General features: G+C 47.2%; 12 protein-coding genes. All 12 read right to left on the reverse strand.

The features are described 5' to 3' along the window. Positions 1-10: 10 nt before the first annotated feature. The gene (locus CI597_RS05625; protein ID WP_024727070.1) at positions 11-2,926 is read right to left on the reverse strand and encodes a penicillin-binding transpeptidase domain-containing protein; all 2,916 of its coding nucleotides are present in this window, start codon (positions 2,924-2,926) and stop codon (positions 11-13) included. Continuing rightward, positions 2,926-3,444 carry a rod shape-determining protein MreD gene (gene mreD, locus CI597_RS05630; protein ID WP_006565826.1) on the reverse strand — a complete coding sequence of 173 codons (519 nt, stop codon included), beginning with the start codon at positions 3,442-3,444 and terminating at the stop codon, positions 2,926-2,928. Before mreD ends, CI597_RS05625 begins: the two co-directional genes overlap by 1 nt. 9 nt (positions 3,445-3,453) lie before the next feature. Next, entirely contained in the window at positions 3,454-4,320 is an 867-nt protein-coding gene (mreC, locus tag CI597_RS05635) for a rod shape-determining protein MreC (RefSeq protein WP_024727069.1), read from the reverse strand. A gap of 10 nt (positions 4,321-4,330) precedes the next feature. After that, the gene (locus CI597_RS05640) at positions 4,331-5,308 is read right to left on the reverse strand and encodes a rod shape-determining protein (protein WP_024727068.1); all 978 of its coding nucleotides are present in this window, start codon (positions 5,306-5,308) and stop codon (positions 4,331-4,333) included. 30 nt (positions 5,309-5,338) lie between these two features. Next, the gene (gene radC, locus CI597_RS05645) at positions 5,339-6,037 is read right to left on the reverse strand and encodes a RadC family protein (protein ID WP_024727067.1); all 699 of its coding nucleotides are present in this window, start codon (positions 6,035-6,037) and stop codon (positions 5,339-5,341) included. Positions 6,038-6,182: 145 nt separating this feature from the next. Continuing rightward, positions 6,183-7,466, reverse strand: a complete 1,284-nt coding sequence (locus tag CI597_RS05650; RefSeq protein WP_024727066.1) for an aminotransferase class I/II-fold pyridoxal phosphate-dependent enzyme — start codon at positions 7,464-7,466, stop codon at positions 6,183-6,185. Then, positions 7,441-8,403 carry a tRNA (adenosine(37)-N6)-dimethylallyltransferase MiaA gene (gene miaA, locus CI597_RS05655; RefSeq protein WP_024727065.1) on the reverse strand — a complete coding sequence of 321 codons (963 nt, stop codon included), beginning with the start codon at positions 8,401-8,403 and terminating at the stop codon, positions 7,441-7,443. Before miaA ends, CI597_RS05650 begins: the two co-directional genes overlap by 26 nt. Then, positions 8,400-8,780: a cytidine deaminase gene (gene cdd / locus CI597_RS05660; protein ID WP_024727064.1), complete on the reverse strand. Its 381-nt coding sequence runs from the start codon at positions 8,778-8,780 to the stop codon at positions 8,400-8,402. Before cdd ends, miaA begins: the two co-directional genes overlap by 4 nt. Positions 8,781-8,863: 83 nt before the next feature. Continuing rightward, entirely contained in the window at positions 8,864-10,726 is a 1,863-nt protein-coding gene (gene mutL / locus CI597_RS05665; protein ID WP_024727063.1) for a DNA mismatch repair endonuclease MutL, read from the reverse strand. Between the two features lie 2 nt (positions 10,727-10,728). Next, positions 10,729-13,347 carry a DNA mismatch repair protein MutS gene (gene mutS, locus CI597_RS05670; protein WP_024727062.1) on the reverse strand — a complete coding sequence of 873 codons (2,619 nt, stop codon included), beginning with the start codon at positions 13,345-13,347 and terminating at the stop codon, positions 10,729-10,731. Then, a complete protein-coding gene (gene miaB / locus CI597_RS05675) occupies positions 13,340-14,752 on the reverse strand; it encodes a tRNA (N6-isopentenyl adenosine(37)-C2)-methylthiotransferase MiaB (protein ID WP_024727061.1) in 1,413 nt (470 codons plus the stop codon). The genes mutS and miaB overlap by 8 nt, the downstream gene beginning before the upstream one ends. Before the next feature lie 173 nt (positions 14,753-14,925). Next, entirely contained in the window at positions 14,926-16,029 is a 1,104-nt protein-coding gene (gene glf / locus CI597_RS05680; RefSeq protein ID WP_024727060.1) for a UDP-galactopyranose mutase, read from the reverse strand. Between the last annotated feature and the right edge of the window lie 41 nt (positions 16,030-16,070).

The following is a 16,070-nucleotide window of genomic DNA, read 5'->3' on the forward strand; positions in this document are numbered from 1 at the left end:
TTCACCTCTCTTAATCGGATACTGAACCGGCCGCAGAAATTACTTTCTTGTCCTTCCTTAATTTCGCCTTCTCTTTATCATTTGCAAAATAATACTTGTAGAGATCCTTCGCCGCGGCTGCCGCATTGGATGACGTATATCCGTAAGGGATGACTGCAGTGACCGTGATCTCCGGGTCTTCATAGGGACCGAAAGATATGAACAGCGCATGGTTCGGCCTCTTTTTATCTTCCTGTGCGGTTCCTGTCTTGCCCGCCACTTTCACATTAAGCCCTTTGAATATGCTGGTCACAGCGCCTTTCTTTCCTGAAACAACCCTGCGCATGCCGGACCAGACCGCATCCCAGTAAGAGTCATCATTCAGAGTGAGTTTGCTCTTCTTCTTGACACCGTATTTTTTCACCGTCTTTCCGCCCGAAGTGGTAACTTTGTCTAAAATACTCAGGTCGTAGACGGTTCCCTTATTTGACAGCGTCGTCACGTAGTTGGAAATCTGGCTCGGCGTGAAACTGTTCGTGCCCTGTCCGATGGCAGAACGCACAGAGGTTTCGTCTGAAATATGCGGAGCCATCTCGCTCAGCTCAATACCGGACTTTTTATTCAGGCCGACCTTGGTCGCATATTTTTTCAGGGCCTCCAGGCCTTTCTTGCTGCTGTAAGATGCCCCTGTCATTCCTAAGTCATATCCTACCTCATAAAAGAAGCAATTACAAGAGACTTCTAATGCCCCGGCCACATTATTGTAGCCGTGCCTTCCGTTGGGATAAATCCAGCAATGGGCCGCGGGACTGATCTTGTCAAACACGCCGGTACACTGTATCTGGGTGCCTGTGGAAATCGTTCCCTCATTCAGGGCGGTGATCGCAGATAAAGGCTTGAAGGTGGACCCCGGAGCCGTTCTGTGATTCAGCACCTGATTATAAAGAGGCGTCGCCGTGGAATTGGACAGCTGGCGGTAGTAGTCGTTGTCGATTCCATTGGACAGCTTATTGCTGTCATATCCCGGATAACTGACCATGGCTTTTACTTTTCCCGTGTCGGGATCTGTGATCACAATGGAGCCGGAACACGGGTCCAGGCCGAGCTGGGCCGGCGTGATTTCTCTTTTTGACAGCTTCTGCCGTATGAAGGAGTAGGCATCCAGGGAACCGTTTTTCAGACTCTGATAGGTCCCCGCGTCTTTTTTCTTATTCAGGACTCCCTGCTCGTACAAAAGCAGACATACAGACCTTCCACTGAGTTCACCGGTTCCGAGCTTTTGTTCACATACTGTCAGATCAAATTCATCATCCTTCTGAAGCTGTTCTTCAACATAGGACACAAGCGCGTCAAAGATCTGCTCTGTATCACTGTATTTGGACGGCAGATCCAGCATGGAAATATCGATCCATTCTTTATTGATGGCATATTTAAGGAACTCACCCAGGCCGATCTTTTCATCTTTCCACCTGAGATATGTCTTGTCCTTCGTGTCGACGGAGCCGGTTAGGAAAACTTTTTTCCTGGAAAGCATCTTATACACGTAGTCAGCATAATTCTGCTTTTCCTCACTCTCGTCTTTGTAGGCCTTTGTACTGCCTGTAAGATTCTTCCGAATCGTTTTGATACTGTCCTTTTTGAGGCTCTGAATCTTTTTATACATGCTCTTTTCATAAGAGTTTGCACGCTCTCCGTTCAGGTCCGTGATATCCACAATACTGTTTCCGATCAGTGAATAGTAGACGTCTTTGATTGGAATCCTTATATTGCTCCGGTCACCCTTGGAATCAGAGGTGGTGAGTTTGGACAGAACGATGCCTGTAATCCTTCTTTCTAACAGGTTATATGCATATTCCTGAAGATCACTGTCGATCGACAGGACTACGTTGTTTCCTGTTCCTGCCTTTTCCGTCTTGGTCGTCTTTACGATCTTTCCTATATTGTTGACGATCATGGTCTGGCTTCCGCTGCTGCCGTGCAGATAAGACTCCAGTTCTTTTTCAATGCCCGCCTTTCCGACCGCGTCGTCCATCGCATAATAGTCCTTGTCACTTTCTTTTTTTCCCTTATTATAGTCATCAAGTTCCTCGGTATTGATTGTACCGGTATAGCCGATTACATGAGACATGGCCTCACTGTTTTTATAAACCCGGATGGACTTGGTACTCACGTCGATCCCGGTAAGTTCATTGGAACGCTCTTCGATCTCCGCGATGCTCCTGCTGCTCACCTCTGTGGCAAAGGTCACCTTCATATATTGTGAATAACGGCTTAAGTAGGCGCTGTATCGGACAGACATGATCTTTAAAGCATCTTTGTCTGAATACTTCTCATCAATGTCAAACATTTTCCCGACTCCGGGACTTCCCATAGTCCCGTTTCTTAAGTACTCAAAGACTTCCTCCGCACTGGCATTAAGCTGCTGCTGACGGAGCTTTAAACGCTCCTTGGAAAGACCCTTGGTATCTGTTCCGATGCCGAATGCCTCCCTCTTGAACCGTTCCAGTCTGGAGCCTTTCTCCGTAAAGCGGAACGTGCCGTTTCCTGTGATCTCGATCGGGATATCGCTCTTGAAGGAATCTTTGTTCTTCTCTAAGATCTTGATCACTTCATAAATCACCTTATTTTTTTCATAATTCTCAGATGTATCGTTTTCCTGGGCTAACGTTTTGAATTTATTGTCATTCTGAAAATTGACTGTATAGACCATTTTGTTGTAAGCCAGAAGTTTTCCGTTGCAGTCATAGATATTTCCCCTCGTACCGGAAGTCTTGACGGTCTTTTCTACTTTGTAGGTGAAGTCTTCTTTATGTGACTGCCCCTGAACAATCTGAATGACAAACAGCCGGCAGACGAGTAAAAGAAAAAGCACTGTGAATAAAACAGCCATTGCCAGAAGCCTGTTTGCCAATAATTTTTCAACCCGGTTTTGTAACTTTCTAAACACTAGAACATGCTCCTTTTTTCTGAATCGCTGATGCGTACGTCGATGAACAGAAGAAGTTTATACAGCGGCAGAGCGATCAGCCCTGTATAGACTGCTTCCGGTATCATAATATCTTTTAAGTAACTGAAAAATGCAAATCTTCCTCTCAGTGCAAAGAAAAAGAAAAAAATTGCAAAGCTGTAAGCCAGGGTATTGATGACTAAAAGCCCGAACGGCAGAAGGACGTCGTCTTCATAAAAGAAAGAGTTGAAACATCCGTTGATATAGCCGATGAGCAAATAAAGAAGGGCATACTGCCCGAGAACGTCACCGAAAAATATATCGATCAGCAGACCGCAGGAAAATCCGATGCCGATCCCTGCTTTCTTTCCCCTGATCAATCCCAGGGTCACAGTGAGGATCAGCAGAACGTTCGGCATGACATCGGCAAGCTTTAAAAACTGAAACACCGATGTCTGCAGAAGAAAGCAAAAAATCACAGATAGAATATAAAATAAAGTCCTTTTCAGTCTCATCATCCCACCTGCCTATTCTTTTGTCTTTTCATCCAGGTTGACATTTTCTTTCAGGTCTGTGATCACCAGGACTTCCTTTAAATGCTTGAAATCCACGATCGGTGTGACCTTTGCGGTCTTTGTAAGCTTTGTGGAATCCAGTTTGATATCGGATACTTTTCCGATGGAGAGCCCTTCCACAAATTTAGAACTCAAATATGAGGTCACCAGCTCGTCGCCTTCTTTGACCTTTGCGGTCTTATCAATATATACGACTTCCAGGTAGCCGTCAGACATCGTACTCAGACTTCCCCTGACGATGCAGGAGTCCTTTGTCTTCAAAAACATGGCGCTGACCATGCTGGTGTCATTGATGATCGTCCGCACCTTCGCATAATGATCGGACACATCGTATACGATGCCCACCAGCCCGTTGTCCGCGATCACATTCATGTTTTTCTTAATGCCGTCTTTGCTTCCTTTGTCGATGGCGAAGATTTCAAACCAGTTGCCGGAGCCCTTACTGATAACTCTGGCCCCGACCGTACTGTATTTTTTATATTTTGCTTTGAGCTTTAGAAGTTCCTGGAGACGCTCAAGCTCTATCTGGTCCTGCGACAGAATCCGGTTCTGCATCTTCAGGGAATCGATCTTCTCCTGAAGAACTTTGTTATCTTCTTTCAGCTGTTCCTTGGTCTTTATATTTTCATTCCAGGAAAAAATACCGTTCCCAATGGAATTAATCCCTTTCTGCATAGGACTTAAAATTCCTGTGGCCAATGCTTTGACCGGAGACAGCACGCCCCCCGCAAAAACACTGATCCCGATTAACAAAAAGCACACTCCCACAAAAATAAACAGGTAATGCCTTGAACGCATATTTTTCTTCTGAAATTTCATTTCTCTTTCCTCACTGGTATTTGCAATCTTTGTTCATGATCGTCTTCAAGCCTCGGACAACACTCTCCTCCGGCTGTTCCCCGGGGCGGATATGAATGCCGATGGCATCTTCCATCCATTCCGGAATCTTCTGAAAGGAGGAACTTCCCCCTGACAGATAAATGCCCTCCACCATGATATCCGATGCCAGTTCCGGAGGAATCACCTCCAACATGGCTTTGGCCTCGATAATGATGTCGTTGACATAGCTTCTTACCTTTTCTTCTGCCAGATCTCCCGGAACCTGGATCTTCTTTGGAAGCCCGCTGACAAGGTCTCTGCCTTTTACATAGGCAGGCTTCCCTTCTTCTTCCCTTCTGGAATACAGAAGCTTTAACCGCTCCGCGCTCTTCATCCCGATCTCAATATTGTGGTTTCTCTTTAGCTTTGAGATCATCCACTGGTCGATCTGGCTGCCTCCCTGCTTTACCAGACGGCTTCTCACGATGCCCCCGAGGGAGATCACGGAGATCTCGGTCGTGTCGGCTCCCATATTGATGACCATGTTGCCGCAGGGGGCCCCTACATCAATGCCCAGTCCCACGGCATCCGCCATCGGCTTTGGCCATAGTATGACCTCTTTTACCGACCGGAACGACTCAAGCATCAGATCATAGAATGCTCTGCGCTCCACGCCGGTGATGTCTGACGGCACAGCCATGTAAAATTCATATTTTTTTAACTTCCTCAGATAACGTCTGAGAATCTCCGCAAGAAGCCTGCGCATATTCGTATAATCGCCGATCACCCCGTGGACCATCGGCGTAATGATCTGTATCTGGTGTGGCTCTTTCTCATACATTGAAAACGCTTCGTTTCCTACTGCTGCTGTCTCCGAATCTTCTGTCAGGGCAATGACATTTTTAAGCCTTAGAATCTGGTCTTTTTCTTTCGAATAGATCCTAAGATTCTTAGAGCCCAGCTCGATTCCAATCAGTCCCTTCTTCATAAGCACTCCATTCCATACCGCCCCATCGGGCTAAAGTAATTGTTGTTCTTTAAAACTTACGTAAGAACGGTCTCCGATGATGATATGGTCGGACAGATAAATGCCGAGCAGTTCTCCTGCTTCTTTTATCCGTTTCGTGACAGAGACATCCTGCCTGCTGGGAGTGGGGTCCCCGGAAGGGTGATTGTGCAGCAAAATTAAATAGACCGCTTCATACTTCAATGCTTCCAGGAATACTTCCCTGGGTGACGCCACTGTCTGATTGACCGTACCTACGGATACCTTCAGTTCTTTGATGACTTTATTCTTCCCATTAAAAAGAATTAAAATCATTTCTTCCCTGTTCAAGTGACGCATTTTTTCCATATAATAATCCGCAATGGACTTTGGAGTATGAAAACTGATCTTCTTATGTACTTTCTGTGAGGACAGCCGCATGGAAAGTTCTGCAATGCAAAGGATCTGTACTGCCTTCACCCTGCCGATGCCCCTGATCCTCATCAGTTCATTCATTGTAACATGACAGATGCCCAGCAGCCCCTCATAATATGGGTGCAGGCCTAAGATCTCCACAGCCAGGCCAGTGGCCCTTTTATCCTTCGTACCACTTCTTAAAACGGCGGCTAAAAGCTCCGCATCTGTCAGTGCCCCCGGTCCCAGCCGCTCGCATTTTTCATAAGGGCGCTCAGACTCCGGAAGCTCTTTTATTGTGTAATGTCTCTTTTCCATAGATTCCTTTCCTCAAAGGAATACGTAAAAAAACATTTCTCATTAATAAATCTTACCATAAGATCTTTTTCTTGTATACCCAGGAACTATGACGGTTTCCTTAAATTTTTCTTATTCTCCCGACATAAAAATCCGGCATCCGACATCACAGCAGTACGAGCCCTTTTTCCGCCATCCGCTGAAGGGACATTGTAATCCCGTACTTGGCATGTGGATAGGTAAGCCCCCCCTGGAAATAGGCTGCATACGGAGGTTTCATCGGACCGTCTGCACTGAGTTCGATGGAGGAGCCTGAGACAAACGCTCCTGCCGCCATAATGACCTGACTGTCATAGCCCGGCATATCCCACGGCTCCGGCGTCACATAGCTGTCCACCGGCGAAGCCGCCTGGATTCCCTGGCAGAACGCTTTGAGTTTTTCAGGGTCGTTGAATTCTACCGCCTGAATAATGTCGTGTCGGCTCTCCTTTCCGTCAGGGACCACTTTAAATCCGAGGCTTTCATACAGGTTAGCCGCAAATACAGCCCCTTTCAGGGCGCTGTTTACCACTGTGGGCGCGAGAAACAGTCCCTGCAGGAACTGGCGGTTGACTCCTAAAGATGCACCCACTTCTTTGCCAAGGCCGGGTGTAGTAAGTCTGTATGCACACTGCTCGATCAATTCCTTCTTTCCACAGATATAACCCCCGATGGGTGCCAGCCCTCCACCTGGATTTTTAATGAGCGAGCCTACGACTAAGTCTGCTCCTGCCTGGGACGGCTCCGTCTCCTCGACAAACTCTCCATAGCAGTTGTCCACCATGACGATGACTGACGGCTTTATATCCTTTACGAATGAGATCAGCTCCCCGATTCTCTCAACAGAAAGTGTCGGCCGTGTGGCATAGCCTTTCGACCGCTGGATCGTGACCAGCTTTGTCCTATCGTTTATGGCTTGTTTTATGGCTTCATAGTCAAAAGAACCGTCCGGCTTCAGATCCGCCTGGGCATAGGTGATCCCATATTCAGCCAGAGAGCCTTTGGATGGCCGGATACCGATCACTTCTTCCAATGTGTCATAAGGCTTTCCGACCGGAGACATGACTTCATCGCCCGGTCTTAAATTAGCATTTAACGAAAGGCCCAGGGCATGGGTACCGCAGGTGATCTGCGGGCGCACCAGGGCATCTTCTGTCTGGAAAATATCCGCATAGACTCCCTCAATTGCCTCTCTTCCGATATCATCATATCCGTATCCCGTGGTCTCTCCGAGATGTGCCTCTGAAATACGGTTCTTCTTCATAGCTTTCAGCACTTTCAGCTGATTAAATTCTGCCACTGCATCAAATTCTGCAAATCTTTCGGAAAGCGATGACTCGATGTTCTTTGCATAGTCATATACCTCTCCGGACACACCCAATTCTTTATAATATTCTTTTAACTGATCCATCCCATATGCCTTTCTCTCTGATCTTTTCCAGCATAAATGCCAGAATCTCGTCTTCAATTCGGTAATTCTGCCTGTTAATCATGGTGACTTCTTTTTCCCGCCGAAACCATGTGAGCTGCCGCTTTGCAAAGTGCCTCGTATCTTTTTTGATGCGCTCTGCCGTCTCTGAAAGATCCTGTTTTCCTTTCAGATAGTCAAAAACTTCTTTATAACCAATCCCCTGCATGGATACCATGTCTTTTGTATACCCTTCACCGGCAAGCTGCCTGACCTCATCGATCAGCCCTGCTTCTATCATCCGGTCAACTCTGTGGTTAATTCTCTCATACAGAATCTCCCGCTCATGAGTCAGGACAAAATAGACAAAATTATAACGGGATTCCTTGGTTCTCTCCTGTTCATTGTGCATGGAAATCTTGGTTCCCGTCTTTTCATAAAACTCCAATGCCCGGATCACCCTTTTTGTATTATTTTCATGGATAGCCTGTGCAGATTCCGGGTCAACTTCTTCCAGTATCCGGTGGAGATATCCATTTCCTTTTTCCTCTGCCAGCTTCTTTAGTCTGTCTCTGTATCCCCGGTCTGCATCTTCCCTGGAAAAGTCTATATCGTATAAGAGAGCCTGAATATAAAAACCGGTTCCTCCGACTACAATCGGAATCCTGCCCTTTTCATAAATCTTCTCTGCCGCTCGCTTCGCCATCTGCTGGAACCGGACTACATGAAACTCCTCATCCGGTTCCAATTCATCCACCAGATAATGAGGGATTCCATCCATCTCCTCCGGCATGATCTTTGCCGTCCCGATGTTCATTTTTTTATAGACCTGCATAGAATCGGCAGAAATGATCTCTCCTCCGACTGCTTTTGCAAGTCTTATAGACAGCTCCGTCTTCCCCGCCGCCGTAGGCCCGGTCAGTATGATCATCGGCTTCATAAGCTGTCAAATCCTTTCGGCAGCAGTTCTTTTAACGAAAAATCCTGCCAGCTTTCTCTATCCTGGCAGATCACCCGCATATCTTTAGAAAACTCATTCATCACCTGCAGGCAAATACCGCACGGATAAACACACCCGTCTCCCTCTGCCGCGATGGCAATGGCATCAAACTCCCTGTATCCCGCCGCCACGGCAGTGCTAACGGCATTGCGCTCCGCACAGATCGCCGCGCCGTAAGAAGCATTCTCCACATTACACCCGGTAAATACGGTCCCGTCCTTACACAACAGAGCCGCACCCACAGAAAAACCGGAATAAGGCGCATAGGCATGCCCCCTGGCCTGCTTCGCCAACTCCAACAACTCTCTATCGTTCATAATCCCATCCTTTTTCTATAACAGTTTTTTACCATTATTGGAGGAGCGCATTTCAAAACGCGACAGAAATAATGGTAAAAAACTCACACGATACGCTTAAATTTCTTCTCTAGCTCATACTTGCTCATCTTGATCATCGTAGGCCGTCCGTGGGGACATGTATACGGATTTTCACATTCCATCAGGAGTTCCAGAAGATGTTTTATTTCGGGAAACGACATTCTCTGGTTTCCTTTCGCCGACATTTTGCATGCCATGGAAGCGATCTTATCCGTAATCATCTCCGGATCTTTTTTCACCCCATCCGCGGTGAGAGAGTCTAAAAGCTCCATAAACAGTTCTTTCTCTTTCAGGCCGTATAAGTTTGCAGGCACCTGCCGGATGCAGAACTCATTGCCTCCAAACGCCTCAATCGTAAACCCAAGTTCCTGAAAGATGTCTTTTGTCTCATCGAGCACTTTTGCCTCCGCCATAGACAGCGTCACCACGTAAGGCGGCTCCACTCCCTGGCTGTAAATCTTTTTTTCCCTGAAGCTCTCCATAAGCTTTTCATAATTCACTTTCTCATGCGCCGCATGCTGGTCCATGATAAACAGCTGGTCTTCGTACTCGATCAGCCAGTAAGTCTTAAAGAGCTGTCCGATCACTTTCCGGTCCGGCTTTGCCTCCTCATCCAGAAGAGAGGTTTCATTGAGTGTCATCTGCTGTATATCTTCTTTCCCGGCATCTTTATGATAATTGACTCCTGCAAAGACAGACTTCTTTGCCTCCGGTTTCGTAGTATTTTTTTTCAGTGTCCCCTGCGGTTCGGCCGGAGTTTCGGGAGCAGTATATTTTGCTGCCTTATCCCCGTGATGTTCTTCCCTTCTCACCTGTTCAAAAGGCTCAGGCATTTTCCCCGGAAGTACAGGCTTTGCTTCCTTCTTCTGCTTCCCGAGTTCCGCTTTCGGTATCATTTCTCTGTGAGACAGCGTCTCCTTAATGCCTGACACTAAAAGCTCATACAGTTCTTTTTCGTTGCGGAAACGGATCTCCATCTTTGTCGGATGTACATTGACGTCCAGAAGTTCCGGCTCCACTTTTATGTTCAGACATACAAAAGGATACTTATGGGCCATGGTAAACGTTTTATACCCATCCTCAATGGCCTTGTAGATGATCTTGCTCTTAATATACCTGCCGTTTATAAAATAACTTTCATAATTCCGGTTCCCGCGGGAGATAAATGGTTTTCCCACATATCCGTCCACACTGACCGTTGGCCCCTTTAACGAAATCGGCAGGAGAGCTCCCGCTACGTCTCTGCCGTATAAATGGTAGATGATATCTTTTACGTTTCCATTTCCCGACGTATACATCTTATTCTTGCTGTTATGGATAAATTTAAACGCGATGTCCGGATGGCTCAATGCCATGTGCACCATGATCTGTTCCACATATCCCGCCTCGGTCACCGGACTTTTCAGGAATTTCCGTCTGACCGGCGTATTGTAAAACAGATTGCGCACGAGAAATGTCGTGCCGTCCGGAGCGCCTATCTCCTCAAAGCCCTGTTCCTCTCCGCCAAAGATCTTATAAGAAACCCCGGAAAAAGCCCCTGCGGTTTTGGTGATAACTTCCACCTGTCCAACCGCGCTGATGCTTGAGAGTGCTTCTCCCCGAAATCCCAGAGACGAAACGGATACCAGGTCCTCCACGGAGCGTATCTTGCTCGTCGCGTGACGCAGAAACGCGGTCCTCACTTCCTCTTTCGGAATGCCGCACCCGTTGTCCGTCACCCTCATAAGAGTCATGCCGCCGTCTCTGATCTCCACGGTCACCGCCGTCGCTTTGGCATCAATCGCATTTTCCACCAGCTCCTTGACCACGGAGGCCGGCCTCTCGATCACTTCCCCGGCGGCGATATTATCGATTGTCTTCTGATCCAATAACTGAATTTCTGCCATAACTATTCCTCTTCTCTAAGCCTGTTCTGCAGAATATATAAATAGTTCAGTGCTTCCAGCGGTGTCATGGAAGACAGGTCCTTTTTCCGGATCTCCGCCATAAACGGGTGCTCCATCGTAGGCTCACCGTCATTTGCAAACAGAGAAAGCTGCTGGGGCTCATTGCTCACCTGGATTTTCTGTGCCCTGGAAACAATATCACTGTCGCTCAGCTCTGACACAATCTCCTTTGACCTCTGAATAACCATATCCGGCACTCCTGCAAGCTTGGCAACCTGAATGCCGTAGCTTTTATCCGCTCCGCCTTTCACAATCTTCCTTAAAAATACAATGTTGTCACCCTGTTCTTTCACCGCGATACAGTAGTTATTGACGCTGCCGATCTTGCCCTCCAGCTCCGTAAGTTCATGGTAATGGGTAGCAAACAGAGTCTTGGCACCTAAAAGCTTTGGATTGCTTATGTACTCCACCACAGCCCATGCAATGCTCAGACCGTCATAAGTGCTGGTGCCCCGGCCGATCTCATCCAAAATCAGCAGGCTGTCCTTTGTGGCGTTCCTTAAAATATTCGCCACCTCGCTCATCTCCACCATAAAGGTACTCTGTCCGCTGGCAAGGTCGTCAGAGGCGCCCACCCGGGTAAAAATCCTGTCCACAATGCCGATGTTGGCTTTTTGGGCCGGCACAAAGGAACCTATCTGGGCCATGAGAACGATCAGGGCCGACTGTCTCATGTAAGTTGATTTACCTGCCATATTCGGCCCGGTGATGATGGAAACCCGGTGCCGTTTGCTGTCCAGATACGTGTCGTTGGAAATGAACATATCGTTGGACATCATCTGCTCTACCACAGGATGCCGCCCCTCCTTGATATCAATCAGCCCTTTTGTGTTCAGTTTCGGCCTCACATAACCGTTCTGCTCTGCCACACAGGCCAGAGAGCAGAGTACGTCCAGATATGCGATGACTCCGGCGGTTTTCTTGATCCGCTCCATTTCTCCTGCCAGGGTTTCCCTGATGGACGCAAAGGTCTCATATTCCAGTGCACACAGTCTGTCCTCAGCCCCGAGAATCGTGTCTGCCAGCTTATTCAGTTCCTCCGTTGTATATCTCTCGGAGTTGGTAAGCGTCTGTTTCCTTATATAATGTTCCGGCACTTTGTCCTTGTAGGAATTCGTCACATCCAGATAATATCCGAACACCTTGTTGAATTTCACCTTCAGGGTTTTGATTCCGGTGGCGCGCCTCTCCCGCTCTTCCAGCTGCATCAGCCACTGTTTGCCGTCCGTCTTGGCACGCTTTAACTGATCGATCTGCTCTGAAAAACCATCCTTGATCATACCGCCTTCTTTGACTGCAATCGGAGGCTCCTCCAGTATAGCGTCCTCTAGAAGGCCTGCCACATCGTCCAGCGTATCCAGGTCTTCTCTGAGGCCGGACAGCAGGCTGTCACCGCATTCTTCAAGGATCGTCCTGATAGGCGGAAGCCACTGGAGAGACACTTTCAGGGCGATCATGTCTCTTGGGTTTATTGTTTGATAGCTGACCTTTGTCATCAGACGCTCCAGATCATAGACCGGATTCAGGTATTCCCTGATCTCCTCACGGGCAATGGCCTGTTTTGTCAATGTCGTCAGCGCATCATACCTCTCCTCGATCTTTGCGCGGTCGATCAGAGGCTGTTCGATCATACTCCGCAAAAGTCTTGCCCCCATGGCCGTTTTCGTCTTATCCAGTACGCCCAGAAGGGAACCTTTCTTCTTTTTGTCCCTCAGCGTCTCGCATAGTTCCAGATTCCTCCGGCTGGAGCTGTCGATAATCATATATTCACTCGTCTCATACGGAGAGACGGACATCAGATGATTTAACGCATTTTTCTGAGTTTCATGCAGATATAAAAGAAGCGCTCCTGTGGCAATCTTCCCCATAGGATGGTCTGAAAGGCCCAGGCCGTTTAAATTTCCCACATGGAACTGGGATTTGATGGCGGCCTCCCCCTGCTCTTCGTCAAAATAATAATGGTCAATATTGGAAACAGAGACGCCCAGCTTATCTTTTATAAATTCTATGTCCGCACCGCTGATCATAAATGCATCATTGCATATAATCTCGGCAGGGGCAAACTTAAAGATTTCATCCACAACTTTGTGGAGTTCATCCATGGATGTGGTACGGAAATCTCCCGTCGTCACATCCACCACGGACAGTCCGAAACTATCGTCGCTGCAGAAGATACACATGAGATAATTGTTCTTCTCGTCTTCTAAACTCTGCTGAGAAATATTTGTTCCCGGAGTCACGATCCTGATGACTTCCCTCTTTACGATCCCTTTGGTCTGTTTCGGGTCCTCCACCTGCTCGCATATCGCAACTCTATATCCCTTCTCCACCAGTTTATTGAGATAGGAATCCACCGCATGGAACGGGACTCCGCACATAGGGGCCCGTTCTTCCATACCGCAGTTTTTTCCTGTAAGTGTTATCTCCAGTTCCCTGGAAGCCGTCAGTGCATCGTCAAAGAACATCTCATAGAAATCTCCCAGCCTGTAAAACAGGATACAGTCCTTATTCTGTTCTTTGATCGCCATATATTGTTCCATCATTGGAGTTAATTTAGCCATTTACCTGTTCTCCCATATAATAAAAACCTTTTTCTTCCGTGATCTTTACCCGGACGATCTGTCCGATAAGACTCTCGTCTCCTTTAAAATGTACTAAGATATTGTTGGAAAGCCGGCCGGTGACCATGCCGCTCTCGTGGGTATTTTTCTCCTCCACAAGAACGTCCTCCTCTTTTCCTATTCCTTCTTTCCTGTTGTCTTTGGAACTTTTCTTGATTACCTCAAGGAGCCGTCCGAACCTTTCTTTCACCACCGAAGGCTCCACCTGATCTTCCATGGCAGCCGCCGGCGTCCCCGTCCTCCTGGAATAGACGAACGTATAGGCGCTGTCAAACTTCACTTTTCTTACCACATCCAATGTCTCTTCAAAATCTTCTTCCGTCTCCCCCGGAAATCCTACAATAATATCTGTAGTCATCGCGATCCCCGGAATTTTCTCTTTGATCTTTTGGGCCAGCGCAAGATAGCTTTCCTTTGTATAATGCCGGTTCATTTTCTTTAAGATTCTGCTGCTTCCGGACTGTACCGGCAGATGCATGTGTCGGCATATTTTCTTCGACGAAGCCATCACTTCGATCAATTCGTCAGAGAGATCCTTGGGATGGGGTGTCATAAACCGGATGCGGGCAAGCCCTTCGATCTGTTCGATCCTCTGTAAAAGCTGTGCAAAACTCACAGGTTCAGCGAGATTTTTCCCGTATGAGTTTACATTCTGTCCGAGCAGCATCACTTCCCGGACCCCTTCCTTTACCAGACCTTCAATCTCCTTTATAATGTCCTCCGGCTTCCGGCTGCGCTCCCGGCCCCTCACATAAGGGACGATACAGTAACTGCAGAAGTTATTGCACCCAAACATGATATTTACGCCGCATTTAAAAGAAAACTTCCGGTCGCTCGGAAGGTCCTCGACGATCTGATCCGTATCTTTCCAAATATCCACTATCATTCCGCCGGAATCTGCCCTTGCTTTCAAGAGCTCCGCCAGCTTAAAAATGTTGTGGGTCCCGAATATAAGATCCACAAACGGATAGCTCTTTCTGATCTTCTCCACGACCTGCTCTTCCTGCATCATACAGCCGCAGAGGCCGATGATCATTTCTGGATTCTGTTCTTTTGCTTTCTTTACATGTCCCAGGTGGCCGTAAAGTTTCGTATTTGCATTCTCCCTCACGGTACACGTATTAAAGAGTACCAGGTCCGCATATTCTGTATCGGTCTGCCGATAACCGATGGTCTCTAAAACTCCCAGCAGTTTTTCTGAATCTTTTTCATTCATCTGGCAGCCAAATGTGGTGATATGACAGGTGAGAGGCCTTCCTAGGCGTTCCTCCTGTACCTTCACCCACTCTTTCATTTCTTCCATGTAGGAATACTGTTTTTGTGCTTCGTCGTTATATATCTGCATTGGTATTCTCCATTCTTTTTCATTTCATGGCATATAGAATTTATTATAACAAGATTTAAAAAATCGTGCAAACCCCCTAGGACAAAAAAAGACCGTTCAGAATTCTGTGAGAAATTCCAAACGGTCTTTTTAAATTTTTTCTGTTAACCCCGGCAGAATTTACACGAAAAGCATCACAGATTCAGCGTATCCTTCGTAAACCGCAGAGCAGACTCGATGACTTTATCCATATCGTAGTATTTGTACTCCCCGAGTCTTCCTCCGAACAAGACTTTTTCTTCTTTCCTGGACAATTCGCGGTATTTTTCAAACAGCCGGTTGTTTTTCTCATCGTTGACCGGGTAGTAAGGTTCCATCCCGTCTTCCCATTCTGCAGGATACTCTTTTGTGACTACAGTCTTTTCCTGCTTTCCGAATGCAAAGTGCTTGTGTTCGATCTTTCTTGTGTACGGCGTCTCCCGGTCCGTATAGTTCATGACTGCCACGCCCTGATGGTTTTCTTCTTCCAGCAGTTCGTGTTCAAATCTGAGACTCCGGTAGGCCAGCTTTCCAAAACAGTATCCATAGTAAGAATCAATCGTTCCGGTGTAGATGACCTTGTCCCCCATAGCCTCCAGCTCCTCTCTCTTTTCCAGATAATCTGTGGAGAGCATCACATCACAGCCATCATACAGCCTCTCGATCAGCTTGTTGTATCCTTCTTTCGGTATTCCCTGATGCGGATCGTTAAAATAGTTGTTATCATAGATGTACCGGACAGGAATCCTCTTAATGATCGATGCGGGCAGGTCCTTACAGTCTCTTCCCCACTGTTTTTCCGTATACCCTTTGATGAGTTTCTCATATATATCTGTACCCACCAGACTGACGGCCTGTTCTTCCAGATTTGATGGCTCTCCCTCCACCTTCTGTTTCTGTGACTCTATGATCTCTTTTGCCTCGGCGGGGAATGTGATTCCCCACATCTTGCTGAAGGTATTCATGTTAAAAGGAAGATTATATGTCTCACCGTGATAGTTGGCTACCGGACAGTTGATGTAATGGTTGAATTCTGCCAGCGAGGTCACATACTGCCACACTTCCTCATTGCCTGTGTGGAAAATGTGTGCTCCATACTCATGGACCAAGATCCCCTCCACATCTCTGCACATGATATTTCCTCCCAGGGCGTCTCTTTTTTCCACGACCAGACATGTTTTCCCCTGTTTTCCTGCTTCTCTGGCCACGACTCCGTTAAAAAGTCCTCCGCCCACTAAAATATAATCATAATGCTTCATAAACTTCCTCCTTATATTTGGTTTATTATACCTTGTACAAT

This window comes from Anaerostipes hominis (ex Lee et al. 2021) (assembly GCF_002270485.1).
Lineage (GTDB): Bacteria > Bacillota > Clostridia > Lachnospirales > Lachnospiraceae > Anaerostipes > Anaerostipes hominis.

Bases quoted from the DNA above. Each gene is read 5' to 3' on its own strand.
- mreD (WP_006565826.1), bottom strand. From the start codon at position 3,444: ATGATGAGACTGAAAAGGACTTTATTTTATATTCTATCTGTGATTTTT.
- mreC (WP_024727069.1), bottom strand. From the start codon at position 4,320: ATGAAATTTCAGAAGAAAAATATGCGTTCAAGGCATTACCTGTTTATT.
- CI597_RS05640 (WP_024727068.1), bottom strand. From the start codon at position 5,308: ATGAAGAAGGGACTGATTGGAATCGAGCTGGGCTCTAAGAATCTTAGG.
- radC (WP_024727067.1), bottom strand. From the start codon at position 6,037: ATGGAAAAGAGACATTACACAATAAAAGAGCTTCCGGAGTCTGAGCGC.
- CI597_RS05650 (WP_024727066.1), bottom strand. From the start codon at position 7,466: ATGGATCAGTTAAAAGAATATTATAAAGAATTGGGTGTGTCCGGAGAG.
- miaA (WP_024727065.1), bottom strand. From the start codon at position 8,403: ATGAAGCCGATGATCATACTGACCGGGCCTACGGCGGCGGGGAAGACG.
- cdd (WP_024727064.1), bottom strand. From the start codon at position 8,780: ATGAACGATAGAGAGTTGTTGGAGTTGGCGAAGCAGGCCAGGGGGCAT.
- mutL (WP_024727063.1), bottom strand. From the start codon at position 10,726: ATGGCAGAAATTCAGTTATTGGATCAGAAGACAATCGATAATATCGCC.
- mutS (WP_024727062.1), bottom strand. From the start codon at position 13,347: ATGGCTAAATTAACTCCAATGATGGAACAATATATGGCGATCAAAGAA.
- miaB (WP_024727061.1), bottom strand. From the start codon at position 14,752: ATGCAGATATATAACGACGAAGCACAAAAACAGTATTCCTACATGGAA.
- glf (WP_024727060.1), bottom strand. From the start codon at position 16,029: ATGAAGCATTATGATTATATTTTAGTGGGCGGAGGACTTTTTAACGGA.